Consider the following 25,480-nt stretch of genomic DNA (forward strand, 5'->3'; position numbering starts at 1 on the left):
GGCGCTCCCGGAGAGGAAACCGTCATGAAGGATTCGACGCGCAGCGTGCTGCTCGTCACCGCTCGCACGCTCGTCGCGGCCGGCTGCGTCGCCGTCGTCGTCGCCGCCCGTACGACGGCGGGGTGGGGCAGCCTGGCGATCATGCTCGTCGCGCTGCTGGGGCTGCTGGCCGTGCTGGCCTCGTACAACCGGCGGTTCCGGTGACGGCGCTCACGACCGTCCGGCCGAGCGGGCGCCAGGTCGCCTGGCAGGAGATGGAGTTCTACGGGTTCATCCACTTCGGCATGAACACGATGACGGACCGGGAGTGGGGCCCGGGGCACGACGACCCGGGCGGCTTCGACCCGGCCGGGCTCGACGCCGGCCAGTGGGTGGAGGCGCTGAAGGCCGCCGGGATGACCGGGGTGATCCTCACCGCCAAGCACCATGACGGCTTCTGCCTGTGGCCGAGCGACGTGACGGCGTACACGGTGGCGGCCTCGCCGTGGCGCGGCGGGCGGGGTGACGTGGTGGCGGAGGTCGCGGACGCGGCACGGCGGCACGGCCTGCGGTTCGGGATCTACCTGTCGCCGTGGGACCGTACCGAGGCGTCGTACGGGGCCGGGAGCGCGTACGACGACTTCTACGTCGCGCAGCTCACCGAGCTGCTCACCCGGTACGGGCCGGTGTTCACGGTGTGGCTGGACGGCGCGAACGGCGAGGGCCCGAACGGCCGGCGGCAGGTGTACGACTGGGAGCGCTACTACGCGGTGGTCCGCGAGTTGCAGCCGGACGCGGTCATCAGCGTGTGCGGGCCCGACGTGCGCTGGTGCGGCAACGAGGCCGGCGACACGCGCCCCGACGAGTGGAGCGTGGTGCCGCGCGCCCTGCAGGACGCCGAGCGGATCGCGGACCGTTCGCAGCAGGCGGACGACGGCGGGTTCGCCCGGCTCGTCCGCAGCGACGAGCGCGACCTCGGCAGCCGCGCCGCGCTGGCCGGGCACGAGGACGCGCTGGTCTGGTACCCGGCCGAGGTGAACACCTCGATCCGGCCCGGCTGGTTCCACCACCCGGCCGAGGACGGCGCGGTGCGCTCCGCGGACGAGCTGTTCGCCATCTACCTGCGCGCCGTCGGCGGCAACTCCTGTTTCCTGCTCAACGTCCCGCCGGCCCGCGACGGGCGCCTGCACCCCGCCGACGTGGCGGCGCTGGAGGAGCTCGGGCGGCGCGTGGAGGGCTTCCGCGCGCGGCGCGTCGAGGCGGCCGTGACCGTGTCGTCCGGCGTCCCGGGCGACGTCGCGTCCGCGTGGCCAGGCCGTGGGCACAAGCCGTGGCGGCCGGACGACGCCGACCCGCTGCCCGGCGTGACGCTCGCCTTCGCCCGTCCCCACAGGGTCGAGGCGGTCGTCGTGGGCGAGGACATCACGCGGGGGCAGCGCGTCGAGCACGTCGTCGTACGGGGGCGCCGCGACGGCCGCTGGACCCTGCTCGCCGAGGCGAACGCGGTGGGCTACCAGCGCATCCTGACCTTCCCGCCCGCCGACGCCGACACCGTGCTGGTCGAGATCCACCAGACCCGGGGCACCCCCGTCATCGCCCGGGTCGCCGCGATCGGGGCGGCCTCATGAAGCGCCGGGTGATCGTCATGATCGTCGGCGCCCTGGCCGCCCTGGTGGCCACCGGCGTCGTCCTCAGCCAGCGCACCGACCAGGTCGCCGCCATCGACGGGCACGCCGTCACTCGGGACGAGCTGCTCTTCCACATGCGACGGCTCGCGCCCCGGGTGCAGAACGAGTTACGCAACCAGCACCGCCTCCAGGGCGCGATCGACTGGAACGCCGAGGCTGGCGGCCGGAGCGCGCTCCAGCGGCTCACCACCCGCGCGCTCGACGAGATCCGGCGCGACAGGACGACGCTCCTCCTCGCCGAGGAGCAGGGGCTGATCGGCGCCACCGGCCACGCGGACTTCCTCGCCGAACTGGCCGCCGAGAACGAGCGGCGCGCCGACGCCATCGCCCGGGGCGAGGTCGTGTACGGCCTGGCGGAGTTCTCCCCCGAGGAGTACTACTCGCACCGGCTCACCGCGCTCACCACCGGCCTCAAGCAGCGGCTCAGCGCCGGCGGGCCGCTCCGGGTCACCGACGCCGAGGTCCGTGAGGCGTTCGACGCCGACCGGGAGTCCTGGAGCGCCAACGCGACCACGTACACGTACTCGACGCTGGTGGTGCCGGTGCCCGACGGGGCCGCCGCCGGTTACGCGGCCGGCCTGCAGCGGCGGGTGTCGGCCGCCGACCGGCTGACGGAGCTCAAGGAGCCGGGTGCCCGGCTCACGACCGCGACGTACCAGGGCGGCGGCTCGGCCGCCCACGACCGGGACCTCATGGCGGTGCTCGGCACGCTCGCCTCGGGCCAGATCTCCGCCCCGGTCCCGGGCACCGGCCAGATCACCTACTACGAGCTCGACGGCAGGACCGTCGACGAGGACGCGGCGTTCACCGCGTACTCCCGGCGGATCCGGCAGTCGCTCATCGAGGAGAAGTTCGCCCAGTTCCTCCAGCGCCGAGTGGCCGGCAGCGACATCGCGGTCGACGCGGCGGCGGTGGACACCATCAACGCAGAGGATGTCGAACAGTGAAACCTGTCGGTACCGCACCCCCCGCCGCGTCGCGGGCGCTCCGCAGGGGCCTGACCGCCCTGCTCGCCGCGCTCGTCGCCGGCTCGCTCGCACCGGCCGCCGCCGCGGCCGCCGTCCCGGACCGCACCGGCCCGACGCTCTCGAAGCCGGCGACCCTGCCCGGCAACACGCCGAACCGGACCGGCGGCAGGGACTACTACATCGACGCGCGGAGCGGTCACGACGACGCGCCCGGGACCTCGCCGAAGAGGGCGTGGCGCAGCCTCGCCAAGGCGAACGCGACGACGTTCGGGCCCGGCGACCGCATCCTGCTCAAGGCCGGGGAGCAGTGGCACGACGAGCAGCTCTGGCCGAAGGGCTCGGGCAGCGCGGGCAGGCCGATCACGATCTCGGCGTACGGCGACGCCCGCGCCCGCCGGCCGTACATCGCGGCGAACGGCAACGTGGCCGGTCCCTTCCGCGCGGACGGCACGAAGAACCCCGCCACGGTGGGCCTGACCGGGGCCATCGTGCTGCGCAACCAGCAGTACTTCGAGATCAGCAACGTCGAGCTGTCCAACGACGACGACTTCGCGACCGACATCACCACCGGGTCCTACGTGCGGGACGGCATCGCGGTCTCCATCAACGCCGACCTCCTCCCGGCCGGCGCGGACAGCGTCATGGACCACTTCCGCGTCTCGGACGTGTACGTCCACGACCTCGACGGCCCGAGCACCTGGCAGAAGATCCACTACGGCGGCGTCAACTTCCAGGTCTTCGGCAGCCGGAGCTACAAGGAGTACGGCACCGGCGGCCATTACTTCAAGGACGTCCGGATCGAGGACAACACCTTCGAAAAGGTCGAGCTGCACGCCGTGCAGTTCGCGTTCAACTGGTTCGCCGCCGACGGCCGCGACGCCGGTGAATACGACGAGAGCGGGAAGTTCCACGAGGGCTGGGAGCAGCTCTGGGTGCGTACCCGCGACATGTACAGCCGCGACGTGCACATCAGCCACAACTACGCCGAGAGCATCGGTCAGGGCGCGTTCCAGTTCGCCAACTCCACGAACATGACGGCCGAGTACAACGAGGTCAACGGATTCCTGAAGCGCTACGACGCGGTTTCCTGCGGCCTTTATCTCTGGGCGGGCGCCGACTCGGTCATGCAGTACAACGAGGTCTACGGCGGCCCCGACAACGAGTACGACGGCACTCCGTGGGACCTGGAGTACACGAACTTCAACGTCACTTACCAGTTCAACTACTCGCACGACAACGCGGCGGGCTGGATGGCGTACATGGGCAACAGCTCGAATTCGGTCGCCCGCTACAACCTGAGCGTCAACGACAACGGCGTGCTCGTGAAGAACATGCTCTCCACGAACTACACACCGACCTACTTCGCGAACAACACGTTCGTGTACGACGGCGCCGACCTCGACTACGTCCACGACGAGACGTTCCTGAGCACCGTCTACTTCCTGAACAACATCTTCTACAACACCTCGAAGACGAATCCCACGCCCTGGTACCGCAGAACCGGCGCCCTGCGCCAGGCGGTGTTCTCCAACAACGACTTCTACGAGGCCGGCGGCACCCCCTCCACGCAGGAGCCGGCTGACCGCGCCAAACTGCGCACCGACCCGAAATTCGTCGGCGACCCCGCGAAATACGTGACCGGGGCGGGCGTGGAACGCATTCGCACGGCCGCCGCCCACTTCAAGCTCCGCGCGGACTCGCCGCTCATCGACGCCGGCCGCTACAACCTCCACCTCGGCACGGAGGACTTCCTCGGCACCCACATCTACTACGGCGACGCCCCGGACCTCGGCATCGCGGAGAGCCGCGCCGGAGAGAAGGTCACCGATCCGGTGGACACCGACCCCATCGAGGACGAGCCGGGCGACGACCGCGTCAACCTCGCCCTCGGCAAGCCGGTCACCGCGAGTTCGACCCACCCCGGCGCGAACGGCACGCTCGTCGCCAAGAACCTGACCGACGGCGACCCGGCCACCCGCTGGGCGGCCGCCGACGACGCCGCCTACCCGGTCACGCTGGACGTCGACTTCGGCGCGGACACGACCTTCGACGAGGTGTATGTGGACGAGTACACCGATTCGGGCACCAATCCGCGGGTCCAGAGGTTCGACCTGCAGCGCTGGGACGCCGCGACCGGCGCCTGGGTCACGTTCGCGAGCCGCGCGGACGGCATCGGCCACGACCTGTCGGTGACCGGTTTCGGGGACATCACCACGTCCCGGCTCCGGGTGGCGCTCATCGACCTGCTGCCGGGCGAGGTGTACTCGCCGACGCTGACCGAGGTCGCCGTCCACCGCGCCGACGCGTAACGGCAGTCGCGGGTGGACGCCGCGGCGTTCACCCGCCCTCCCCCAAGGAAAAAAGCCATGATCGATTTCTGATCAGGCGAATCCAGTGGAAAGCCGGACAAATGATCTCCGGCTTTCGGGAAAACGATTGGCCGGGCCTCGCCCGGACACAAAACGGCATGATCCATCCATTCGGGAACCGCTTCCCGAATGATCACCGGCCGAACTCGTGGCCGGGTCGCCCCGCGGTGCTCAGCGGGCCTCAGTGGGCCGCCTCGTACTGCTCCACGACGGTGGCGGCGATCCGGCCTCGCTCACTCACCGGCAGCCCCTGAGCCTTGGCCCACTTCCTGATCTCAGTGGACTTCTCACGGCTGACGACCCGGGCGGAGGCGCCGCCGGCGCGCCGGCCGCGGGTGCCCCTGTCGGCGCGGACCGCGCGGGCCTTGGTGATGAAGGGGGCGAGAGCCTTCTCCAGCTTCTCCCTGTTCGAGCCCGACAGGTCGATCTCGTAGCTGGTGCCGTCGAGGGCGAACCGCGTGGTTCCCTCAGCGTCGCTGCCGTCGAGGTCATCGAGAAAGGACTCAACAATACGCTTCGCCATAAGAGCGCTCCCCATTACGTTACGGTTGCAGGTACTGTAGCCATCTTCAGCATGTCACGCATCCACTATGGCTGTCGTGCCTACACAAAGGAACTTCACGAGCCGACACCGCACTACGACGTCTTTCCCTCATCTAGCGCAGTTCTCGCGGTTCTCGAGCCGACATTCATCGGTGGCGGCGCGGCCTCATGGCCGGGCGGGGAACATCTTAGAACCTCATCGGCGGACGGCGTGCCCGAGATCGACACAAGCTCTCCTATGCCCCCTTGTCACCAGGAACAAGTATAAAGAGCCGGTGACTTCACCTTAGGCGGCGGCACGCGTGCCGCGACCTGTGGTGATCACCATGACGCGGCCTTATCCGGGTGAAAGGCGCCCGCGCCGGCCGGCCCGCCCACGCGCCGATCGTCCGGCTCACCTCTCACTCCAGGCGACGCGGGTCGCGCGGGCGTTCCCTCCCGCGGTCAATGGCGACGAAACCCTACTATTGAAGTTCCATTCAAGTGAGCCGCGCCTTTAACGCCCGCTGCCGGAGATGATGCCTCTGTACGAGGCCACCACCTTGACCTGACCGGGCTTCCCGTCCTTCGGTGGTATGTGGGCGACCACTTGGATCAGCTCGGTCAACTTCATGTACGTGTAGTACTTGCCTTGCAGGAGCCCGTTGTTCTCCTGGAAGACGTAGTTACGTTCCGGCCCCTGGCGTACGTCGTAACGTTTGGTCCGCTCGATCGTCGTGAACGCGAGCGCGCCGCCGTCGGCCGTGCGCAAGGCGTACGACGGATAGGCGGCCGGGCGGGCGCCCTCGTTGACCCGGGCGTACCTGTTCATCTTCAGCCGGTTCGACGCGGCGTCGGTGACGATCCCGTCGGCGGCGTAGCGGCTCTTCTCCGCCTTCGTGCCCTTGCCCGTCACGAGGGCGGCGTAGCCCTTGGCGAACGCGGCGGGCGACATCAGCAGCCCGGCCGCGTCCGCCTGCCCCACCTCGGTGGCCGCCCCGGAGGCGTCCGTCGCGATGCGCGGCAGATCGGCGCCCTTGAAGACGTCCGGCGAGTACACCTGCCGCCAGCCGTCGCCCTCGCGGGCGAACAGCAGGTAGCTCGGCTGCTTGGCGGTCTCCTTCTTGCCCTTCCAGTACGCGGTGGTCAGGAACCAGGGCTCGCTGGAGGCCGGCACGTGGAACGTGGGCCTGGTGTAGACGAACGGCTGGTAGTCGTCGTCATCGCCCAGTTTCCGGGCGGAGGCGTACGACGCCTTGTCGATGGCGAGGCTGGAGCCGCCCTCGTAGCCGGCCAGCAGCGTGTCGCTCATGACCGCGTTGGCGGCGTTGTTGCGCTTGATGTAGTCCGCGAACGTCGCGGCCGTCTCCTGAGCGGTCACGGGCGCCGAGGGTTCGCCACTCGGCGCCGGCGACGCAGGGGACGATGCCGGGGACGACGCCGGCTTCGCGTTCAGCCCCGGCAAGCCCGGCAGTGCCGAGCATCCCGCGACCAGGCAGCCGGACACCGCCACGCCACCGACCACAAGTCCAAACCGCCGCACCTCGTGCACCTCACAAGTTTCTCCACCAAAGCGCCCAAAACTACCAATAAGGACGACCCTGTGTAACCGAAACCCAGAACCAGCGGCCGCGGCGATGGGTGACCTTCCTCTCGATCCGCCGATGCCGCCCGGATGGCCTGAACCCCCGAGAAGACCGAACACCCGGCACACCGAAGACGGCGTACCGGGCGATGAGACCGGGCGTGCGGGGTCAGAGGAGTGCGGTGGGCTCCATCTCCGCCGGGTTCCGTTCGGCGGCGGCCGGGGCGGGGCGGCGCAGGACGAAGATCGCCACCGCGAACGCCGCGACCAGCAGCCCGGCCGAGATGCCGAACGCCAGCCGGTAGCCCGCCGTCAGCGCGACCGCCTGACCGGCCCCCGCGGCCAGCAGGTCGCCGGTGCGCGAGGCGGCCATCGTGGACAGCACCGCCACCCCGATCGCCATGCCCACCTGCTGCGTGGTGTTGAACAGCCCCGACGCCAGCCCCGCGTCGCTCTCCCGCGCACCGGACATGCCGAGCGAGGCCAGCGCCGGGAGCACCAGGCCGCCGCCCGAGATCAGCAGCATCGCCGGAAGCAGGTGGGTGACGTAGCCGGCGTTCACCGGCACCTGGGACAGCAGCACCATGGCCGCGACGAGCAGCGCCAGACCGGTGATCAGGATCGCGCGGGCGCCGAAGCGCGCGGTGAGCCGGGCCGAGACGAACAGGGAGATCGAGCCGATGCCCACCGCCGCCGGGAGCATCGCCAGCCCGGTCTGCAGGGCCCCGTAGCCGAGGACCCGCTGCATGTAGAGCGCGACGAGGATCTGGAAGGCGAACATCCCCGACAGGGCCAGCATCTGGGCGAGGTTGGCGCCGGCCACGTTGCGCGAGCGCAGGATCCGCAGCGGCATGAGCGGCGTCCTGGCCTTGGCCTGCCGCACCACGAACCCGGCGAGCAGGGCCAGCGACACCGCGCCGAGACCGAGCGTGTGGGCGGCCACCCAGCCGTACTCCTCCACCTTGACCACGGTGTAGATGCCCAGCATCAGCCCCCCGGTGACCAGCACGGCCCCGGCGAGGTCCGCGCCGGCGCCCAGGCCGATCCCGCGGTCTCCGGGCAGCGCCACGAACGCGAGCGCCACGGTGGCCACCCCGATCGGGACGTTGATGAAGAAGATCCACGGCCAGCTCAGGGCGTCGGTGAGCACACCGCCCACGACCTGGCCGATCGAGGCGCCGGCCGCGCCGGTGAAACTGAAGACCGCGATGGCCTTGCCGCGCTCGGCGGGCTCCGTGAACAGCGTGACCAGGATGCCCAGGACGACGGCGGAGGCGAGCGCGCTGCCCACGCCCTGGAGGAACCGGGCGGCGATCAGCATGCCGGGGCCGGTGGCCGCGCCCGCCAGCAGCGAGGCGGCCGTGAAGACCACGTTCCCGGCCAGGAACATCGTCCGGCGGCCGATCAGGTCGCCCAGCCTGCCGGCCAGCAGCAGCAATCCGCCGAAGGGGATCAGGTAGGCGTTGACGATCCAGCTCAGCGCGGCCGGTGAGAAGCCGAGGTCCCGCTGGATGGCGGGCATCGCGACCGTCACGATGCTGCCGTCCAGGACCGTCATCAAACCCGTCGCGGACAGCACGCCGAGCGCCGTCCAACGCGAGGTGAGCACATTCGACATTGGTCTCTCCCGTCTCAAGTCGACAAGAGAGACCGTAACAGATAGTTCTGTTGTAGACGATCCCCTTCTGATCTACTTTTTGCGTTCCCGAGCCCGGCGGGCCTGCTGCGGACCTTCGGCCGGGGTGGCGAGATGGCCTTCGACCAGCCGGTTCAGGGCTCGCACCAGGACCTCGCGTTCCTCGTCGGGCAGGGCTTGGAGCGCCGCCCGGTGCACGCCATCGACGATCTCCTGACTGCGCCGGGCGACCTCCGCCCCGGTGCCGGTGACCGCGATGATGCGCGCCCGGCGGTCCGTGCTGGACGGCCGGCGCTCGGCGTAGCCCGCCTCCTCCAGCGCGTCCACGGTGACCACCATCGTGGTCTTGTCCATGTCGCCCAGCTCGGCGAGCTGGATCTGGGTGCGTTCCTCCTCCAGCGCGTGCACCAGCACACAGTGCATGCGCGGCGTCAGCCCGATCTCGGCGAGCGCCGCCGTCATCTGGGAACGCAGCACGTGGCTGGTGTGGTCGAGCAGGAAGGACAGGTCCGTTTCGGTACGCGCCGGGGCCATAGCCGTCATGGTTCCAGCCTACCCAAATGGTTTTGGCGCGGATTATCCACGAAGGGATGATCCGCGCCGGTCACGAATAGAAGCCGTCGATCGGGACGCGTGCCTCCTCGAACAGCGCTGGGCCGTCCTGGGGCACCCGCGGCCAGCCGCCGCCCGGCTTGAGCAGGCCGAACTGTTCGTTGGACAGCGCGTACACCACGCGGCCGAGCCCGGACCGCTCGATGCCGCCCCGGCACATGTCACAGGGCTGGCAACTGGTGTACATGGTGGTGCCCGCCGCGACGGCCGGCTCCAGCTCCCGGGCCGCCCAGCGGGCCAGCTTCAGCTCGGGATGGGCGGCGATGTCGCCGTCGCTGGTGACCGTGTTGTGCTCCTCGGCCAGCACATCGCCGTCCGGCCCGACCAGCAGCGAGCCGAAGGGGGCGTCGCCGCTCGCCCTCGCCCGCGCGGCCAGCTCGATGGCCCTGCGCAGGAAGTTCTCGTCCTCAGGCGTCATGGTCGCTCCGTCCGGGTGTCGGGGGTGTCGTGAGTGTCATGGGTGTCGTGAGTGTCCAGGGGCCAGCGGTCGGCCACGGTCGCGAGCGCGCTCCAGGCCGTCTGCGGGTGCAGGGTCTCGGCGGGGTCCTCGCCGAACGGGTCGAGCACGACGGTGTCGGAGCCCAGCAGCCGCAGCTCTTCGAGGTCCTCCAGGACCTGCTCGATGGTGCCCTCCCCCGCCAGCCGGTCGGGACCGGTGACCGGCGTGCCGGTCAGCCGCAGCACGATGCGGGGCGCCAGGGCGGGCGCCGGCCGGCCCAGCTCGTCCGCGATGCCCTTCAGGCGGCCCACCGCGTCGCGCAGCCAGGGAAGCGTCATGCGCAGGGGGTGCCACGCCTGGCCGAGGCGTACGGCGCGGCGCAGGCCGGCCTCGCCGTTCCCGCCGACCCAGATCGGGATCTGCCCGCTGCGGTAGTCGTCCTCGTCCGCCCAGGCGGCGCGCATCGCCAGCAGGTGCTCGTCGGTCAGCCGCCCGCGCCGCTCGAACGGCACCCCGAGCGCCTCGAACTCCTGCCGTGCCCATCCCCCGCCCACGCCCAGCACCAGCCGGCCGCCACTGAAGCGGTTGAGGTTCGCCGCCATGCGCGCCATGAGGAGCGGATGGCGGTAGGGCACGATGAGCACCGAGGTGCCCAGCCTGATCCGTTCGGTGACGCCGGCCAGCCACGCGAGCGTCGTGAACGGCTCGTAGAACGGCGCCGGATACTGCTCGGCCACGTCGGGCGTCACCACGACGTGGTCGGAGATCGTCAGCAGGTCGTAGCCGAGGGCCTCCACGGTCAGCGCCCAGCGCCGCAGCATGGCCGGATCCGTGCCCGGCCCGAAGTTCAGAACATTCACCCCGATGCGCATGAGACCGACGCTATCGAGACGGTTCCCCTTTTTTGAAGACCTTGCTCACGGCGTTCACGCTGGTACACCGTGAATCTGCCGGTACATTGGGCCAATGGCCGAGGATCTCGACGAGACCGACTGGTCCATCCTGGTGGAGCTCCAGCGAGACGGGCGCATCCCTCTGACCGAGCTGGGCCGCCGGGTGAACCTCAGCGCCTCGGCCACCACCGAGCGGGTCAGGCGGCTGGAGACGCTGGGCGTCGTCGCCGGCTACCGGGCCGACGTCGATCTCGCGAGGGTCGGCTTCGCGGTGCTGGCCCTCGTACGCCTGAAATATCCCGGCAACCGGCACGAGCCCCTGCGCCGCCTGCTCGGCGAGCGCCTGGAGATCCTCGAGTGTCTGCGCACCACCGGCGAAGACTGCTACACGCTGAAGGTGGCGGCCGGCTCCATGGCCCATCTCGAGCGGATCGTCGACGAGCTCGCCCAGTTCGGCAGCACCACCACCAACATCGTCTACAGCCAGACCCTCCCCTACCGCGGCCCCCGGATCCCGCCCGAGCCGGTCTGACGCCTCGCGCAGCTACAGCTTCCCTGTTTAGTTAGAGGATATCACTAAGGTTATTGACACTTCTCTGCGCCATGGGTTACAACTTCTAACAGAAGCGAAACCGCATCACCCATGGAGGTCGTCATGAGCACCGAAGAACTCGTCGAGATCGTCCTGCCGGGCAAGGTGGAGCCCGAGGGCCTGGAGATCCGGCACGGGGCCGTCCCCGCCGCCGGTCCGGGCCAGGTCGTGATCCGGATGGAGGCCACCGGGGTCTCCTTCGCCGAGCAGCAGATGCGCCGCGGCCGCTACTACGACCAGCCGGCGTTCCCCTTCGTCCCCGGCTACGACCTGGTCGGCACGGTCATCGCGACCGGCGCGGGCGTGGCCCCCGCCCTGGCCGGCACCCGGGTGGCCGCGCTGGTCAAGGTCGGCGGCTGGGCCAGCCACGTGGTCGCCGACGCGGCGGACGTGGTGGCGGTCCCCCAGGGGGTCGGCGCGGCGGAGGCGGAGACCCTGGTCCTCAACGGCATCACCGCCTGGCAGATGCTGCACCGCAAGGCCCGCGTCCGCGCCGGTCAGACCGTCCTGGTGCACGGCGCCAACGGCGGCGTCGGCTCGGTCCTGGTGCAGTTCGCGCAGGCCGCGGGCGTGAAGGTGATCGGCACCGCGTCCGCCCGCCACCACGACGCCCTGCGCGAGCGCGGCGTCGTCCCGATCGACTACCGCGCCGAGGACGTCGCCGCGCGGGTCCGCGAACTCGCCCCCGGCGGGGTGGACGCCGTCTTCGACCATGTCGGCGGCCGTGGCATCGTCGACTCCTGGCGGATGCTCGCGCCCGGCGGCACGCTCGTCTCCTACGGCAGCGCCTCCACGCGCGACGACGAGGGCTCCAAGCAGTGGCCCGTGGTCAAGCTGCTCGGCCGGACGTGGCTGTGGAACGCGCTGCCCAACCGCCGCCGCGCCTACTTCTTCAACGTGTGGGCCGGTCGGGCCCTGGCCAAGAACCGGTTCCGCGCCCGGCTGCGCGCCGACCTCACCCAGGTCTTCGCGGCCCTCCAGCGCGGCGACGTCACCGCCCAGATCGCCGCCCGGCTCCCGCTCGGCCGCGCCGCCGAAGCGCTGCGGCTGGCCGAGTCCGGCACAGTCGCCGGGAAGATCGTGCTCACCCCGAACGCGGCCTAGTGTCCCGGCCAGTACGGGCTGAGCAGGTCGAACTGGTTGGGCAGGCCCAGCAGGTAGCGGGCGTCGTCGGTGTTGTAGAGCGGCTGGAACTCGCGCGGCAGGTAGAGCTCGAAGAGCCGGGCCCGGGAGGCCGAGGAGCCGGCGGCGTCCAGGATGCCGTTCGCCGCCATGCGCCCGGCCTCGTTGCCGCCCTCCATCGTGGCCAGGTTGATGCTGTTGCGGACGTAGTCGGCGGCCAGGAAGAGGTTCGGGATCCGGGTCGTGGCGCCGGGGCGGTTCGTCCAGGACGAGGGCGTGTTGATGAGCAGCGGCTCGTCGTTGGCCACGGCCGGGGTGCCCTCGCCGGTGATCGCCGTGTCCACGAACCAGGACCGGACGATCGAGTCGGGCAGCAGCGCCGCGCCTCCGGGCAGGGCCGCCCGCACCTGGGCCAGGACCTCCTGGACGATCTGCGGCCGGGTGCACTGCTTGGCCGTCTTGCCGAACAGGACGCCGGGGGTGTTCCAGTCCGACAGGTCCAGGGACAGGCAGTCGGTGACCGTGCCGTCGCCGTAGCGCGCCGCGAAGTCGCCGCTCCAGAACTGGGCCTGGCTGATCGAGGTGAGCGCCCAGGGGGTGCCGGCGTAGATGAGGTGCCCGTGGGCGATCGGGCGGGGCTCCTTGAGGTAGATCATGACCCCGTTCATCCAGTCCGTCTCCAGCAGGCTCAGCCGGGCGAGCGCGGGATCGGCGGCCTTCATCGCGGACGTGAGCAGGGGCTGCAGCCGTTCGACCGGAAGGGCGGCGACGTAGTGGTCGGCGGTGACGGTGCCGGTGGCGCCGCTGGGATCGCTCACCCGCACGCCGGTGATCCGGCCGCCGGAGTAGTCGAACCCGGTGGCGGTCCAGCCGAGCTTGAACTGCACGCCGAGGCTGCCGAGATGACCGATCCAGGGGGTGAGCCAGACGTCGTTGGAGGGGCCGTTGAGCACCTGGTCGGGCGGCCCGTACGGCCCCAGGCCGAGGGCGCTGTAGACGAGCGCCTCGAACATCAGGCCCATGGTGCGGGTGTTGGCCTTGTCCGGCTGGGCCGCCACCAGGGACGCCGTGAACAGGTGCACCAGCAGCTCGCGGTACTCCTGTGACATGACGTCGGCCTTGATGAAGTCGGCGAAGCTCATGTTCTCCCACTGGCCGAGCCGCCGCCGGGGACCGCTGGTGACGAAGGCGACGAGCTTGGAGACGAAGAACTCGATCTGCGTCAGCGGAACCGTGGTGACGGCCGTCAGGGCGCTGCGTAAGTAGGCCCTGATCGCCTCGTGCGTGAGGACCCCGCCGACGCTGCCGGGCACCGGGACACGCAGCTCCTTGCCCTTGTACGCGATCACTTCCAGGCTCGCCGGCACGAGGTTGCCGCGCACGGTGCCCGAGCCGTACGGGATGCGGCTCATGGTGTCGGGCAGGTTCTGGTAGAAGCCGGGGAAGAACCGGAAGCCGTGCTCGCCGGGCAGGTCCTGGCGGCCGCCCGCTCCGGTGCCCGGCACGGGGATGCTCCTGGACTTGCCGCCCAGGGCCTTGCGCTCGTACACGGTGACCTGGAAACCGCGTTCGGCCAGTTCGTGGGCGGCGCTCAGCCCGCCCATCCCGGCCCCGAAGATCGCCACGTTCCTGCCCGGGGCGGCGCTGACGAGGGAGGGCGCCGCCGCCCTGGCTTCCTGAGCGCCCCAGAGCGGCCCCGCCGCCGCGCCGGCCACTGTGCTGATGGCGCCCGTGACGAAGCGCCGCCGTCCGATCCCGTTCCGGCTCTCTCGCTGGTCCACGACGGAACCTCCCACCTAACCGACACTGCTGTTGGTTCAGTTAGGCGGAACGATGAACGCCCGGCTCACTTCTGTCAATACGCGGCCGTGCGGGTGTGTCAGCGGACGTCGGCGCCGGGAAGCTGGGACAGCCCGTTCCACAGCACGAGCATGGCGGCCTCGACGAGTTGCTCGCGCGGCACCGCGGGATGGCGGGCCCACCACTGGGCCAGGCCGTCGGTTCCCGAGATCAGCAGCTCGACGACCGCCTGGGCGATCTCGGCCTCCGGGTCGAGGCCGAGCCGGCGCAGGTCGCGCCCGAGCATCACGGCCACCGAGCGGGTGCGGGTCTCCCTGATGCCCCAGCGCACGGCCTTGATCTCGGGGTCGTCCTCGTCGGTGTGGTCGAACAGCAGGCGGCGCGCGGCCGGGCGGTCCTCGGCGAAGCTGAAGTAGGCGTCGAGGGTCGCGCGCAGCCGCCGGCCGGGCGAGCCCGAGCCGGTGATCCGGGCGCCGACATGCGCCACGAGCAGGGCGTTCTGCTCTTGCAGGACCGTGATCATGAGCACCCGCTTGGACGGGAAATGGTCGTAGAGGACCGACCGCGTCACCCCCGCCGCGATCGCGATCTCCTCCATCGCCGTGGCGTGGTAGCCCCGCGCGGCGAAGACCTCCAGAGCCGCCTCGACGATGCGGGCCCGGCGGGCCGAGCCCGGCATGCGCTTCTTCAGCTCCCTGCTCGCCATGCCGTGCACACTACCGCCCGTTGACTCCGGACTCCCGTCCGCTTACCGTCATTTTCAACCGACACATTCGTCGGTTAGCGGAGTTCGGCCGCGAGGAGGTCCGATGGCCGAGCAGGCCGACGTCGTCATCGCCGGGGCACGCTGCGCGGGCTCGGCCGCCGCCGCCACCTTCGCCAGGGCGGGGCGGCGCGTGATCGCGGTGGATCCGGTCCGGTTCCCCGCCACCACGGTCTCCACCCACCTGCTCTTCGCCGGAGGCGTCGCCGAACTGGCCCGCGTCGGTGCCCTGGAACGCGTCGAGAAGATCGGCGCCCCGCGCCTGTCCCGCGCCTTCATCGGCGGGCCCGGACACGCGGCGACCGGCACGTACACGCCGGTGGACGGCATCGCCCACGGCCTGTGCGTACGGCGCGCGCCCCTCGACGCGGCCCTCGCCGAGACCGCCCGCGAGGCCGGCGCGGAGATCAGGGAGGGTCACCGCGTCATCGATCTGCTCTGGGAGGACGGCCGCGCCGCCGGTGTACGCGTCCGCGACCGGACCCGCGAGTACGAGATCCGCGCCCGCCTGGTCGTCGGCGCGGACGGCCGCCGCTCGACCGTCGCCCGCCTGGCCGGCGCGGAGCACCCGCGCATCGCCCACGCCAACGGCCGGGCCTGCTACTACGCCTACTACGACGACCCCCGGCAGGAGTGGCGCGGCACCGCGGCGATGTGGCTGACCGGCCGCGAGCTGGGCAACGCCTTCCCCTGCGACGGCGGGCTGTCGCTGGTGCTGCTGATGCCGCCGGTCGAGCGGGCGGCGGACTTCCGCGGGGATCTGGAGGCGGAGTTCGACCGTACCGTGGGCCTGGTGCCCGGGCTGGCCGAGCGCCTGACCGGCTGCACCCGGACGAGCAGGATCGTCAGCTCCGCCACCCACCCGTCGTTCTTCCGCCGCTCCGCGGGCCCCGGCTGGGTGCTCGCCGGCGACGCGGGGCACTTCAAGGACCCCGTCACGGCGCAGGGGATCCGCGACGCCGTGCGGTTCGGGCGGCTGCTGGGCGAGCGCGCGGCCGGTGTCCTGGACGACCCCGCCGCGCTCGACCGGGCCACCCGCGCATGGGAGCGCACACGCGACGCGCAGTGCGTGCACACCTACCACTGGACCAACCTGCTCGGCCGGGGTGACGGCCTGGCCCACGTCCAGTTCGAACTGCTCAGGGCGCTGACCGACCCGCCGGGCGGCGTGCGCCGCGTGCTCGACGTCTACTCCCGGATCCGCGACCCCCGGGAGACCCTCGCCCTGCCCGGCCTGGTCAGGGCGACCGCCCGCGCGCTGCTGCGGGGCGGCGGCTCGCGGGCGGACATCGTCCGGGCGACCGGGGAGACGCTGCGCGAGCTCGCCGGGCACCGGGCCGAGGCCAGAGGACTGCTCCGCCCTTAGGCCAGGGGTTCCTCCGCCGGCCGGCGGTTTGCCACGATCCGTACACATGATCGTCATCGGCCCGCCCCAAACTGCACGGGGTCAGTTGAGGAGGCGCGGATGCGTTGGCTTACATCGCTCGGAACAGCGATGCTCGTCCTGTTCACCGGCACGGTCCCGGCCCTGGCGGCACCGTCGCCGTCACCGTCCCCATCCCCAACGCAGCCGGCTTCGGTGGACGGCACGTTGCGGGTCGCCGCGCCGTCCGTGCGCGCCGGAGAGCCGATCAAGGTCTCGTACAGCACCCCCCGTCCCCACGCGACCAACTGGCTCGGTCTCTACACCGACCCGGGCAACGGCCCGGTAGAGCAGAAGTTCGTCGGCCCGTCGCTGCGCTGGACCTACATCACCGCCGGAAGCGGTGAGGCCACGCTGCCGACCGACGGGCTGGCGCCCGGCGACCACATCGTCTTCGCGCTGGCGCGGGACGGCTATGAGTGGCTCGCCGCGCCGGTCAAGGTGCGGATCACGAGCGACGCGCCGCCGCACTTCGTCGCCGACGCGTTCGACCTGCGTAACGCCCGCGTCCAGGAGCCGTACCGGGCGACGGTGGGCGGGCTGGTCCGCGGGGACACCGACGGGCTCGCCTTCCGCAAGGTCAGCGGGCCGGAGTGGGTCAGCGTGTCGGAAGACGGCGAGATCACCGGGACGCCCCGCGTTCAGCGCGGCGCGGCGCCCCTGCGCGTCGAGGCCCGCAACGCACGCGCCGAGACCACCACGGCGACGATCGGCGTCGACATCCGAGTCGGAGGTCAGGACCTGGTGCCCGAACTCAAGGTGATGAGCTTCAACCTCTGGCACGGCGGCGGCCAGGTCGACGGCGGGCGGGAGAAACAACTGCGCTTCCTGCTCACGTCCGACGTGGACGTGGTGGGCCTCCAAGAGACCTCGGCCACCTCCACCCGCGAGCTGGCCGAGGCGCTGGGCTGGGACTACCACCAGTCGGGCACCGACCTGGGCGTGATCAGCCGCTACCCGATCACCGAGCGCAGGGCGCCCGTGGCGAGCGGCCCACTGTCGGTGGCGACGAAGGTCCGGGTGCGCATCGGCGAAGGGCAGGACGTCGTGGTGTGGAACGCGCACCTCGGCTACACCCCCTACGGCCCGTACGACGCGTGCTTCGGCAAGCTGAGCGAGAAGGAGCTGCTGGCCAACGAGGAGCGCTCCGGCCGCACGCCCCAGATCAAGGCCATCCTGCGGGAGATGCGGGCGGACCTGGCCGCGACGCGGCTCACGCCGGTGCTGCTGACGGGCGACTTCAACGCTCCCTCCCACCTGGACTGGACCCCGGCCACGCGCCGCTGCGGTTACGCCTCGGTCCCGTGGCCGGCCTCGGTGCTGCCGGCGCAGGCGGGGCTGCTGGACTCCTACCGGGTGGCGAGCCCGGACCCGGTGACCGCGCCGGGCCTCACCTGGTCGCCGATCTATCCGGCGTTCACCGGCGGCTACGGCCACGACTCGCACAAGGGCGAGCCCGAGCCGCAGGACCGGATCGACTTCGTCTACTACGCGGGCCCGCTCCGCGTGACCGGCTCCAGGGCCCTGGTCGAGGGCGTTCCGACGGCCGTTCCCGGCCACCGCGGCAACGAGTGGACCTCCGACCACGCCGCCGTCCTGACGACGTTCCGGACCTCGCGGCCCTGACCGTTCGTCCAACGCCGGCCCACGTGCGCGTCCAGGCGTGCACATGGGCTCGTCCCACCCACGGGGTGCGGCGCCTGCCCGGCCGGGCTATGGGTCGCGCCTGTTCAGCAGCTTGGGCAGGGCCGCCAGCGTCGCCCCGCCCGCACCGCCGCCGCTGAGCAGGGCGCCCGGCCATTCCACGCCGGTGGCCAGGACGAGCGCGCAGGTGATCGCGGCGATCATGAACGTCAGGGTGAGCGTGAGCAACTGACACGTGGTGAACATCGGTCCTCTTTCAGGTACGGTCGTCGGCCCAGAAGTCGATGAGCTCTTCGGGGGTGAGGTCGTCGGGGCGTACGGCGGGCGGTGTGCGTCCCGACGCGAGCACCCAGGTCGTCAGGAGCGTGACCAGCAGCCGCTCATCCGCCGGGCAGGGAGCGTCGGCGCAGTACGCGATGCTCGACGGGCGAGCCGTGAGTAACGGCATAAGGTGCGGGCCTTCCGGAGAGCGGCGATGAATGGGGCCAACCCTGCGTCTTCGTGAAGATCGCCGGCCAGCGGTTCACCCGCGTTCGGACGGGGCCGTACAAGGTGGAAAATGAACCGGCAAGACGTAAACTTCCGATGTCTTCCGGACTCATCCGGATTTATCCGGCTAAAGGCCCGAGAATTCGGACGAACGCCCACCCGGCGCCCCGAATCGGGACCCTGCGCTGCTCCTGGGGCTGATGAGCCGGCGATCAGCCGAGGTGACCACAGCGACCGGATGAGATGGAATCTGTGAAGAGTCGTTATCTGCGAGTATTTTTCTGCAAATATGGCGACCTACATCACCCCTATCTACTCCACCAAGGACGATGACTGACACTTTCCGGGCAGGAGCCCATTCCGCCTTCATAGCTGCGCTCATTGAGCTGCGGGAATCGGCCGGCCAGCCGAGCTATTCCCAGATGCAACGGTTGTCGCGCACGACGGGCATCCCCAAGGAGCTACCGGGGAGCACGCTCAGCGACATCCTCAACGGCAAGCGGGAACGCCTGCCCGACTGGGGGCTGGTCGCCTCGTTCGTGATGGTCTGTCATCTCCACGCCGGGCAGACCGGCCTGCCCACGAACACCCTCGGCACCGTGTCGCAGTGGCAGGCCCGCTGGCGCGCCGCCAGGAACGAACCCCAGCGCCACGCCCCCGGCTCGTACGACCTCTTCAGGACACCCGCCGACGAGGCCGAGCGGCGCACCACCAGAACCGTCGCGCGCCTGGTCCGGCTGGCGGCCGAAGGAGACACGGAGTCCGCCTACCGCCTGGCGATCATCCACGTGCTGACCGGCGAGTCCGCGGCGGCCCGCTACTGGATCCACACCGCGGTCCAGCAGCGTCACCCCGACGCCGAAGCCTTCGCGGCCGATCGGCGCCCCGTCGAGTTCGCGGCGAACCTCTCCTTCGCCTACGGCCAGGCCTACGACCAGGAGGGCCCGGCCAAGCGCGACATCGCCCGGTTCTACTACAGGCTGGCCGCCGACCACGGCCACCCCCGCGCCGTCGAACGTCTCCGGGCCCTGCGCGCCGTCCCGTTCGGCAAGCCGCTCCCCGCGCCCACCGGCGCCGAGCACCGACCTGACCGCGCCAGCCTCTCGCAAAGCGACTGAAAGGGGTCTCCAAGGACAGAAAGGCGCTTGCAAGGCCCCCGGCTTTCACTGGAGGACACCGGCCAGCAAGGAGCCCCCATGAGCCCTCTTTCACCGTCCTCCTCCCACCGGCGGGCCGCCGCCGTCGTGACCGGCGCCCTCCTGGTGAGCCTGACCGGCGCCGTGACCCTGGCCCAGCCGGCCGCCGCGGCCGCGCCCCTGAAGGGCGCCGGCACCTGCGCCGACATCGACGTGGTCTACCAGCCCAAATCCGCCTTCCCCGCCACCCGCCAGGGCCTCGCGGCCTTCCTCAGGCAGCAGCTCGCCATCGAACCGGCCGTGCTCTGCCTGATCAACGCCGAACGCGCCGCGATCGGCCGGCAGCCGCTGAAGAGATACCTGACGCTGGGCAAGAAGGGCGCGCCCACGCTCGGCAGCGCCGCCGCCAGGCACGCCGCGGACTCCGTCAAGCTGCGCTGGTGGGGCAAGGTCACGCCGGGCAAGGACTGCCGTCCCATGAAGGACGCCCCCGGCCAGTGCGACCCGCACGTCAATCCGCAGACCGGCTCCACCCCGCTCAGCCGCGCGCAGGCCGTGGGCTACGGCCGCCGCTGCTCGTCGTACGCCGTCGCCGAGAACGCCTACGCGGGCTGGGGCGGCTCCCAGGTCACCCCGCGGGCGGCCGTCACCTGGTGGATGAACAGCAGGCCGCACCGCGAGGCCATCCTCGACCCGGCCTTCACCGAGGCGTACACCAAGGCGGCCCTCGGCAGCGCCGACCCGGCCGCCGGGTCCGTCACGCCGGCCGTGACGTACGTGCAGATGTTCGGGCGCTGCGGCTGACGCACGGCGCCGGAGAATCCGTGACATCCAGACCGCCTCGCCGGGCGAATCCTGCACGGGGCCCGGCCCACAAGGAGGCTCCCGGCGGTACGGACGACATGCCGGGAGCCGAGGGGCCGCACGCTCCGGTCGTCACCGTCCGGTGAGGAGAGCCTTCACCCCGCCCAGGCCTCCTCGCCGGTGGTGACCGGGCCGCCGGTCCTCACCGACTCCTCGATGGCGACGCTGATCAGGTGGTCCTGGCAGGCCTCGGCGAGCGGGTAGGGGGGCGGGCCCTCCTGACGGGCCCAGGCTCCCGTGCGCTCGAGGATGTCGGCCACCGCGATGTCGTCGTCGGACCGGGAGAAGCCGTCGAACGGGTTGCGGTAGAGCACCCGCCCGTCGAAGCTGATGTGCTTGAGGTCGCGCAGCTCCAGGCTGAGGTCGACGCCGGTGTCGCGCCGGATCAGCCTCGACTCCACCGGCGTCACGGGGTCGGCCAGCCGGACCACCCGGTCGTCGACCAGCTCGCCGATCGAGCCGCGCACCACGATGCGCCGCGTGCGCAAGGGGTTCCACCACTGGTTGTCGGTGAAGTCGTACAGGCCCATCCTGCCGCCGAAGTCGAGGGTGGCGATGGTCGTGGTCAGTCGTCGCGGCGTGTCGTCGCCGTGCCAGCCGTCGAAGCCCAGCGGGTCGGCGAGCGGCGCCTCGAACGCGCCCGCGCGTATCTCGGCGGGGTCGAAGCCGACGCCCAGCAGGCCGCGGATCAGCGACACCGCGTGGTAGAGGTGGGTCGAGGAGACCTGGACCGAGGTCGGCTCGCCGATCACACCCTCCCGGACGAGCGCCAGCCGGGCCGCGTGGCCGGGCATCAGCAGATACTGCTCGGCCACCTGGACCAGGCCGGTGCCGCCCACGTCACGCCACAAGGAGCGCAGCCCGTCGAGGTCGGGCGCGGGCGGCGTCTCGGCGAGGACCGGCACCCCCAGCCCGGCCACCTCGCGGATCGCGTCCGGCATCGCGGGCCAGGGCACCGCCGCGGCGACGTAGTCGGGCCGCTCGTGCCGGAGCAGCTCGCCGACCGAGCGGAAGGCCGGTACGCCCCACTCGGCGGTGACCTCGCCACCCCGTTCCGCGCTGCGGGTCACCACGCCGCTGACCCGGAACCGGTCGGGCATCGCCGCGGCCAGCCGGAGGAAGAACCGGGTGCGCCGCCCGCTGCCGATCGCGCCGAACGTCGTGGTCATGAAGCCTGACCTCCTCGGGAGCCGAGACGACCTCGTGCCTGGGCGGCTCCGGATCAGCGTACCCGGCGGGTTCGGCCGCGGGCGGTGCGCCCGCCCGCGGCCCCGCCGTCGCCCGGGATCAGGCGGCGCACTCCAGGCAGACCTGCCGGCCGTTCTTCCCGGCGGCGAGCTGGCTGCGGTGGTGCACCAGGAAGCAGCTCGAGCACGTGAACTCGTCGGCCTGAGGCGGGATCACGCGCACGGACAGCTCTTCGTTCGACAGGTCCGCGCCGGGCAGTTCGAGCGACTCGGCCAGGTCGGTCTCGTCGACGTCGATGCTGCCGGACGAGGTGTCGGCGCGGCGGGTCTGGAGTTCTTGGAGACTCTCCTCACTGGAATCGTCGTCTGTCTTGCGTGGGCTGTCGTAGTCGGTAGCCATGGTGTTCATCCGCCTCGTCTATATGTCTTCACGCGGGCAGCTTTCTTGTGCCCGATCCGCCGGGAGATTCCCATCCGTGCCCCGTGGGAATCCCCAGCGAACCTTCTGGCATCAAGCTGTCAGGGAAGAATCTTGGCACCGGCCGTCCGGCCAGGGCGGACCGGGGCCTTGACGACGGTGTGGCGGACACCGTCGATGACCTCCGGCCGGCCCGGCAGCCGGCGCCCGTTGATCTCCAGCCACCGGTGCTCGCCCAGGAAACGGGCCTCCCAGAGCAGCGTCTCGTCCGACCTGTTGGTGAAGGTCGTGGAGACGTGACCGTCGTGGCGCACGGTCACCGTGCCGTCGGCGACGGGGACGTCCGCCACCTGCAGCCATTCCATGCCAAGGCGCGCAACGCGCCGGGGACGATGACGATCCAGGGAGCCCCGCTCACCTTCGGGACGACAGGGAGCTAGACATGCGCGTCCTTCTCCTGGTGGCGGCGCTCTTCCTGGCCCTGTTGCCGGCGCCCTCCGCGGCGTCACCCGTGGCCGGATCGTCGCGATCGACGTCCTCACCGATCCCGGCCGCCCGGCCATGGTCGACCTGAGCGCCCTGGCAGGCGGCCGATGACGGGGGCTAGCAGCGGTCGATCAGCGCCCCTCTGGCCTGGAACTTGTTCACCTTGTGGGATTCGGTCTCCCCTGGGCTGAGGGTACGGCAGCCGCTGTCGGGTACCCCGACCCAGTAGAACTTGACCTTGTAGGTGCCACGGCAGGCGCTCTTGACGTAGCCGGTCCGCGTCACGAGACCCGCCCTCTCCCACGCGGTGACGCAGGACGGCAGGCGGCTGGAGACACGGATCGGCACGGCGAGGGCGGAGGCGGACTCCGCGAAGGCCGCGGGCGCGGCGTTCGCGGGCCCGGGAGCCGCGGTCAGGAGCACGGCGGCCGAGGCCGCGGCCGAGATCGCGGCCATGAAGAGCGCGCCGGCGCGCCGCGCTCCCGCTCGGCGGCCGTCGGTGCGAGGCGAGTGCGGCCAGGTGTGTGTCACGGTCTTCTCCTTCTGACTCGGATTGGCGTGCGAGTGACCTGGACGGGACGGCCCCGCCCCGAGAGCATGAGTTCGGAGAGCTTCCGGGTGGCGCGACCGTCCCGCCTGTCCTTCAGGCTGCTCGGCGCGATCTGCCGCGTCACCCCTTGTGAGCTGCGCACCAAAGGCGGCAACAAAGGCAACAACGGCCGGAGGAGCCCGATGAGCCGGAGCGGACGCAAGGACCAGCCGATCGACCGGGAGTCGGGGCCCGTGCCGGTCTTCGTCGACGATCTACGCCGATTACGCGGCGGCCGGTCCCTGCAGGAGATCGGGCGCCGCATGAGCTACCACTCCAGCACCGTTTCGCGCCGGCTGACGCCGAACGTGCTGCCGCCGCTGGACTTCGTCCGGGCCTACGTCGTGGCCTGCGGGGAGGATCCGGAGCCGTGGGAACGGCGCTGGCGGGAACTCGCCGACGCGGAACCACCGCCGCCACCACCGCGCCGGACCGGCCGCGCGCGACTGGTCGCGGCGATCGTCGCGGCGAGCCTCGCGGCGGTGGCCGTGGCCGGCGCCGGGCTCTGGTGGCTGGCGACGCGCGAGAGCGGGCCGGTGAACGCCGCGGGCGGCGAGAGCCCGCCCGCCGTGTCGGCGGTCAACGGCTTCACCTGGGACGTCAAGCGCATGCTCATGAACGTCGAGTCCCGCCAGTGGACCCAGGCGGCCGGCGGCGACATCGAGATCTGGGCCAACATCCCCTGCTCGCCGGGCATGACGGAGTTCTTCGTCGCCCTGCGGCCCGAGGGCGAGACCGCCCGGTTCCGCTGCGGCTCCTGGCAGCACCATGAGTGGACGGCCGTCCCCGCCGGCCGTCACCACTTCTACCTGTGGAAGGAGAACGACGGATCGGCCGTCTCCGGGTCGGGGGTCCTGCGCTCCTCCACGGAGATCGTGCAGATCCCGAAGACGCCGGTCCCCTGACGCGGGTCAGGAGGCCGCGTGGCGGGCGCCTGCCAGGATGCCGCCGTACTGGATGGCGACCAGGTGGCCGATCGGGATCGTCTGGCTGGACGCCCCCGCCTCCGCCTCGGCGCACCAGCCGTCGTACGTCTCCGACAGCGCCCGCGCCCGCGCCCGGATGGCGGGCGTGCCGTTGCCCACCGCGAGCTCGCCCTCCAGCGCCCGCAGCAGCATGCCCCCGAACCGGAGCCGCATGCTGTGCAGCGTGTCCCGGCAGGAGAACGCCTCGGCGACCGTGGCGGGCCGCTCGTTCTCCGGGGCGCTGGCCCGGCTCTGGTCGGTGACCGCCATCCCGGCGATCATCGGGATGAAGGCCCGGCTCGCGCGGACGAAGGGCGAGCGGGTGACCAGCTCGTCCGACACCGCCGACAGCACGCCGTCCAGGACGGTGGAGGTGGCCTGGAGGTCCGCGGCGTGCGAGATCAGCAGGTCACGGTAGCTGCGGTCGGTCGGCGTCGTGTCACCGGCGGAGGGGTCGGTCCAGTAGGGCACCTCGGCCGTCAGCCCCAGCGCGCCGTACTTCTTGATGTAGGAGTCGCTGGCGGCGCCGCCGATGTGCTCCGTGGGGTCCTGGCCGAGCGCCTCGATGTAGTCGTAGGCGTCCTCCATGGTGGGAGCCAGGTAGACGGCCTGCTCCAGTTGCTTGACCGAGGGGTGCTCGGGCTCCCCCGCGTGCAGCGGGACGCCGTACCTGCCGGGCAGCGACTTGAGCACCGCCTGCAGCGCTGGCTCGGGCCGGTTCAGGTAGTAGAAGACGCCGCCGGACTCGCCGTTGTGCAGCGTGGTCACGAACGTCGGGCGGGTGTCGTCGATCAGCCGCATCAGCGCCAGCGTCTCGGGCAGCACACGGTCGAAGTACGCCCGCTTGTACGCGAACGGGAACGTCCATTCGACCTGCTCGTCCCCGGCCGGCCGGTAGAAGTGCCTGCCGTAGTGCGCCCGGGTGAACGGCCCGGCGAACCAGCCCTCGTTGAGCCGGGTCCCGTCCACGTCGAGGCAGCCCACGATGTGCCAGGTGTAGCCGGCCGAGCGGCGCAGCTCCGCGTCCGCGCACAGACGGGTGGCGAGGTGCGTGACGGTCAGGCCGCCGATCGGCTCGTTCGGGTGCGGCCCGGCGGCCACGATGGCGTGGCGGGGCCCGTCACCCACGGTCAGGCAGAGCAGCGGGTCGCCGAGTCGGGAGGTGCCGATGCGGCGGAGCGAGGCCACCTCGGGGTGGGCGTCCGCCAGCCGGGTGAGGCTCTCGTGGACCTCGTCAACGGTCGCGAAGCGGTCGAAGTCGGGAACGGTGTCGAGTTCTGCGGTGAGGGTGTCAAGCACGTTCCAGTGTGC

At 71.2% G+C, this 25,480-nt stretch carries 27 protein-coding genes; 12 read left to right on the top strand and 15 right to left on the bottom strand.

All coding sequences use genetic code 11. The features are described from left to right. Positions 1–24 precede the first annotated feature (24 nt). The 4 genes from AB0I15_RS16155 to AB0I15_RS16170 are packed head-to-tail and all read left to right on the top strand — an operon-like array spanning position 25 to position 4,944. Positions 25–204 carry a hypothetical protein gene (locus tag AB0I15_RS16155; RefSeq protein WP_358095343.1) on the top strand — a complete coding sequence of 60 codons (180 nt, stop codon included), beginning with the start codon at positions 25–27 and terminating at the stop codon, positions 202–204. Then, complete coding sequence (locus AB0I15_RS16160; protein WP_358095345.1) at positions 201–1,607, top strand: alpha-L-fucosidase; 1,407 nt, start codon at positions 201–203, stop codon at positions 1,605–1,607. The genes AB0I15_RS16155 and AB0I15_RS16160 overlap by 4 nt, the downstream gene beginning before the upstream one ends. Beyond that, the gene (locus AB0I15_RS16165; RefSeq protein ID WP_358095347.1) at positions 1,604–2,614 is read left to right on the top strand and encodes a hypothetical protein; all 1,011 of its coding nucleotides are present in this window, start codon (positions 1,604–1,606) and stop codon (positions 2,612–2,614) included. The genes AB0I15_RS16160 and AB0I15_RS16165 overlap by 4 nt, the downstream gene beginning before the upstream one ends. Next, positions 2,611–4,944 carry a discoidin domain-containing protein gene (locus AB0I15_RS16170; RefSeq protein WP_358095349.1) on the top strand — a complete coding sequence of 778 codons (2,334 nt, stop codon included), beginning with the start codon at positions 2,611–2,613 and terminating at the stop codon, positions 4,942–4,944. The genes AB0I15_RS16165 and AB0I15_RS16170 overlap by 4 nt, the downstream gene beginning before the upstream one ends. 241 nt (positions 4,945–5,185) lie before the next feature. Here AB0I15_RS16170 and AB0I15_RS16175 read toward each other — a convergent pair whose 3' ends face one another. The 6 genes from AB0I15_RS16175 to AB0I15_RS16200 form a co-directional block, all read right to left on the bottom strand. Further along, positions 5,186–5,527 carry an Lsr2 family protein gene (locus AB0I15_RS16175; RefSeq protein ID WP_358095351.1) on the bottom strand — a complete coding sequence of 114 codons (342 nt, stop codon included), beginning with the start codon at positions 5,525–5,527 and terminating at the stop codon, positions 5,186–5,188. 516 nt (positions 5,528–6,043) lie between these two features. Beyond that, positions 6,044–6,907 (bottom strand): hypothetical protein, encoded by an 864-nt coding sequence (locus AB0I15_RS16180; protein ID WP_358095353.1) that lies wholly within the window; start codon positions 6,905–6,907, stop codon positions 6,044–6,046. 373 nt (positions 6,908–7,280) lie between these two features. Beyond that, the gene (locus AB0I15_RS16185) at positions 7,281–8,729 is read right to left on the bottom strand and encodes an MFS transporter (protein WP_358095355.1); all 1,449 of its coding nucleotides are present in this window, start codon (positions 8,727–8,729) and stop codon (positions 7,281–7,283) included. A gap of 72 nt (positions 8,730–8,801) precedes the next feature. After that, positions 8,802–9,290: a MarR family winged helix-turn-helix transcriptional regulator gene (locus tag AB0I15_RS16190; protein WP_358095357.1), complete on the bottom strand. Its 489-nt coding sequence runs from the start codon at positions 9,288–9,290 to the stop codon at positions 8,802–8,804. A gap of 61 nt (positions 9,291–9,351) precedes the next feature. Then, positions 9,352–9,777 carry a nucleoside deaminase gene (locus tag AB0I15_RS16195; protein WP_358095359.1) on the bottom strand — a complete coding sequence of 142 codons (426 nt, stop codon included), beginning with the start codon at positions 9,775–9,777 and terminating at the stop codon, positions 9,352–9,354. Continuing rightward, positions 9,774–10,670: an LLM class flavin-dependent oxidoreductase gene (locus AB0I15_RS16200; RefSeq protein WP_358095361.1), complete on the bottom strand. Its 897-nt coding sequence runs from the start codon at positions 10,668–10,670 to the stop codon at positions 9,774–9,776. Before AB0I15_RS16200 ends, AB0I15_RS16195 begins: the two co-directional genes overlap by 4 nt. A 94-nt stretch (positions 10,671–10,764) precedes the next feature. Between AB0I15_RS16200 and AB0I15_RS16205 the strand changes: the two genes are divergently transcribed. Together AB0I15_RS16205 and AB0I15_RS16210 are read left to right on the top strand one after the other, a co-directional pair. After that, positions 10,765–11,223, top strand: coding sequence for an Lrp/AsnC family transcriptional regulator (locus AB0I15_RS16205; protein WP_358095363.1), 459 nt, complete (start codon positions 10,765–10,767; stop codon positions 11,221–11,223). Between the two features lie 123 nt (positions 11,224–11,346). Next, entirely contained in the window at positions 11,347–12,387 is a 1,041-nt protein-coding gene (locus AB0I15_RS16210) for a medium chain dehydrogenase/reductase family protein (RefSeq protein ID WP_358095365.1), read from the top strand. On the opposite strand, the gene AB0I15_RS16215 is transcribed toward AB0I15_RS16210, so the two are convergent. Together AB0I15_RS16215 and AB0I15_RS16220 are read right to left on the bottom strand one after the other, a co-directional pair. Continuing rightward, positions 12,384–14,186 carry an FAD-dependent oxidoreductase gene (locus tag AB0I15_RS16215; protein WP_358095367.1) on the bottom strand — a complete coding sequence of 601 codons (1,803 nt, stop codon included), beginning with the start codon at positions 14,184–14,186 and terminating at the stop codon, positions 12,384–12,386. The two genes, AB0I15_RS16210 and AB0I15_RS16215, sit on opposite strands and share 4 nt — an antisense overlap. 98 nt (positions 14,187–14,284) lie before the next feature. Continuing rightward, complete coding sequence (locus AB0I15_RS16220; RefSeq protein WP_358095369.1) at positions 14,285–14,911, bottom strand: TetR/AcrR family transcriptional regulator; 627 nt, start codon at positions 14,909–14,911, stop codon at positions 14,285–14,287. A 103-nt stretch (positions 14,912–15,014) separates the two neighbouring features. Here AB0I15_RS16220 and AB0I15_RS16225 point away from each other — a divergent pair, with 103 nt between their 5' ends. Both AB0I15_RS16225 and AB0I15_RS16230 read left to right on the top strand, forming a co-directional pair. Next, positions 15,015–16,334 (top strand): FAD-dependent monooxygenase, encoded by a 1,320-nt coding sequence (locus AB0I15_RS16225; RefSeq protein WP_358095370.1) that lies wholly within the window; start codon positions 15,015–15,017, stop codon positions 16,332–16,334. Positions 16,335–16,433: 99 nt separating this feature from the next. After that, positions 16,434–18,017 carry an endonuclease/exonuclease/phosphatase family protein gene (locus AB0I15_RS16230; protein WP_358095372.1) on the top strand — a complete coding sequence of 528 codons (1,584 nt, stop codon included), beginning with the start codon at positions 16,434–16,436 and terminating at the stop codon, positions 18,015–18,017. Between the two features lie 87 nt (positions 18,018–18,104). On the opposite strand, the gene AB0I15_RS16235 is transcribed toward AB0I15_RS16230, so the two are convergent. Then, the gene (locus AB0I15_RS16235) at positions 18,105–18,281 is read right to left on the bottom strand and encodes a hypothetical protein (protein WP_358095373.1); all 177 of its coding nucleotides are present in this window, start codon (positions 18,279–18,281) and stop codon (positions 18,105–18,107) included. A gap of 10 nt (positions 18,282–18,291) precedes the next feature. After that, positions 18,292–18,483 (bottom strand): hypothetical protein, encoded by a 192-nt coding sequence (locus tag AB0I15_RS16240; protein ID WP_358095375.1) that lies wholly within the window; start codon positions 18,481–18,483, stop codon positions 18,292–18,294. A gap of 472 nt (positions 18,484–18,955) precedes the next feature. Here AB0I15_RS16240 and AB0I15_RS16245 point away from each other — a divergent pair, with 472 nt between their 5' ends. Further along, positions 18,956–19,642: a hypothetical protein gene (locus AB0I15_RS16245; RefSeq protein ID WP_358095377.1), complete on the top strand. Its 687-nt coding sequence runs from the start codon at positions 18,956–18,958 to the stop codon at positions 19,640–19,642. 78 nt (positions 19,643–19,720) lie between these two features. After that, a complete protein-coding gene (locus tag AB0I15_RS16250; protein ID WP_358095379.1) occupies positions 19,721–20,464 on the top strand; it encodes a CAP domain-containing protein in 744 nt (247 codons plus the stop codon). 155 nt (positions 20,465–20,619) lie between these two features. On the opposite strand, the gene AB0I15_RS16255 is transcribed toward AB0I15_RS16250, so the two are convergent. From AB0I15_RS16255 to AB0I15_RS16265, 3 genes are all read right to left on the bottom strand, one after another. Further along, complete coding sequence (locus AB0I15_RS16255; protein ID WP_358095381.1) at positions 20,620–21,693, bottom strand: Gfo/Idh/MocA family oxidoreductase; 1,074 nt, start codon at positions 21,691–21,693, stop codon at positions 20,620–20,622. 118 nt (positions 21,694–21,811) lie between these two features. After that, a complete protein-coding gene (locus tag AB0I15_RS16260; protein WP_358095785.1) occupies positions 21,812–22,111 on the bottom strand; it encodes a DUF4193 domain-containing protein in 300 nt (99 codons plus the stop codon). Positions 22,112–22,230: 119 nt separating this feature from the next. Continuing rightward, complete coding sequence (locus AB0I15_RS16265) at positions 22,231–22,494, bottom strand: hypothetical protein (RefSeq protein ID WP_358095383.1); 264 nt, start codon at positions 22,492–22,494, stop codon at positions 22,231–22,233. 77 nt (positions 22,495–22,571) lie between these two features. On the opposite strand from AB0I15_RS16265, the gene AB0I15_RS16270 reads away from it, so the two are divergent. Continuing rightward, positions 22,572–22,703: a hypothetical protein gene (locus AB0I15_RS16270; protein ID WP_358095385.1), complete on the top strand. Its 132-nt coding sequence runs from the start codon at positions 22,572–22,574 to the stop codon at positions 22,701–22,703. Positions 22,704–22,732: 29 nt separating this feature from the next. On the opposite strand, the gene AB0I15_RS16275 is transcribed toward AB0I15_RS16270, so the two are convergent. After that, complete coding sequence (locus tag AB0I15_RS16275) at positions 22,733–23,146, bottom strand: hypothetical protein (RefSeq protein WP_358095387.1); 414 nt, start codon at positions 23,144–23,146, stop codon at positions 22,733–22,735. Between the two features lie 66 nt (positions 23,147–23,212). Between AB0I15_RS16275 and AB0I15_RS16280 the strand changes: the two genes are divergently transcribed. Then, the gene (locus tag AB0I15_RS16280) at positions 23,213–24,109 is read left to right on the top strand and encodes a hypothetical protein (RefSeq protein WP_358095389.1); all 897 of its coding nucleotides are present in this window, start codon (positions 23,213–23,215) and stop codon (positions 24,107–24,109) included. Between the two features lie 6 nt (positions 24,110–24,115). Here the strand turns inward: AB0I15_RS16280 and AB0I15_RS16285 are convergent, their stop codons facing one another. Further along, positions 24,116–25,468 (bottom strand): M14 family zinc carboxypeptidase, encoded by a 1,353-nt coding sequence (locus AB0I15_RS16285; RefSeq protein ID WP_358095391.1) that lies wholly within the window; start codon positions 25,466–25,468, stop codon positions 24,116–24,118. Positions 25,469–25,480: the final 12 nt, after the last annotated feature.

The organism is Nonomuraea sp. NPDC050643, assembly GCF_040654715.1.
Classification (GTDB): domain Bacteria; phylum Actinomycetota; class Actinomycetes; order Streptosporangiales; family Streptosporangiaceae; genus Nonomuraea.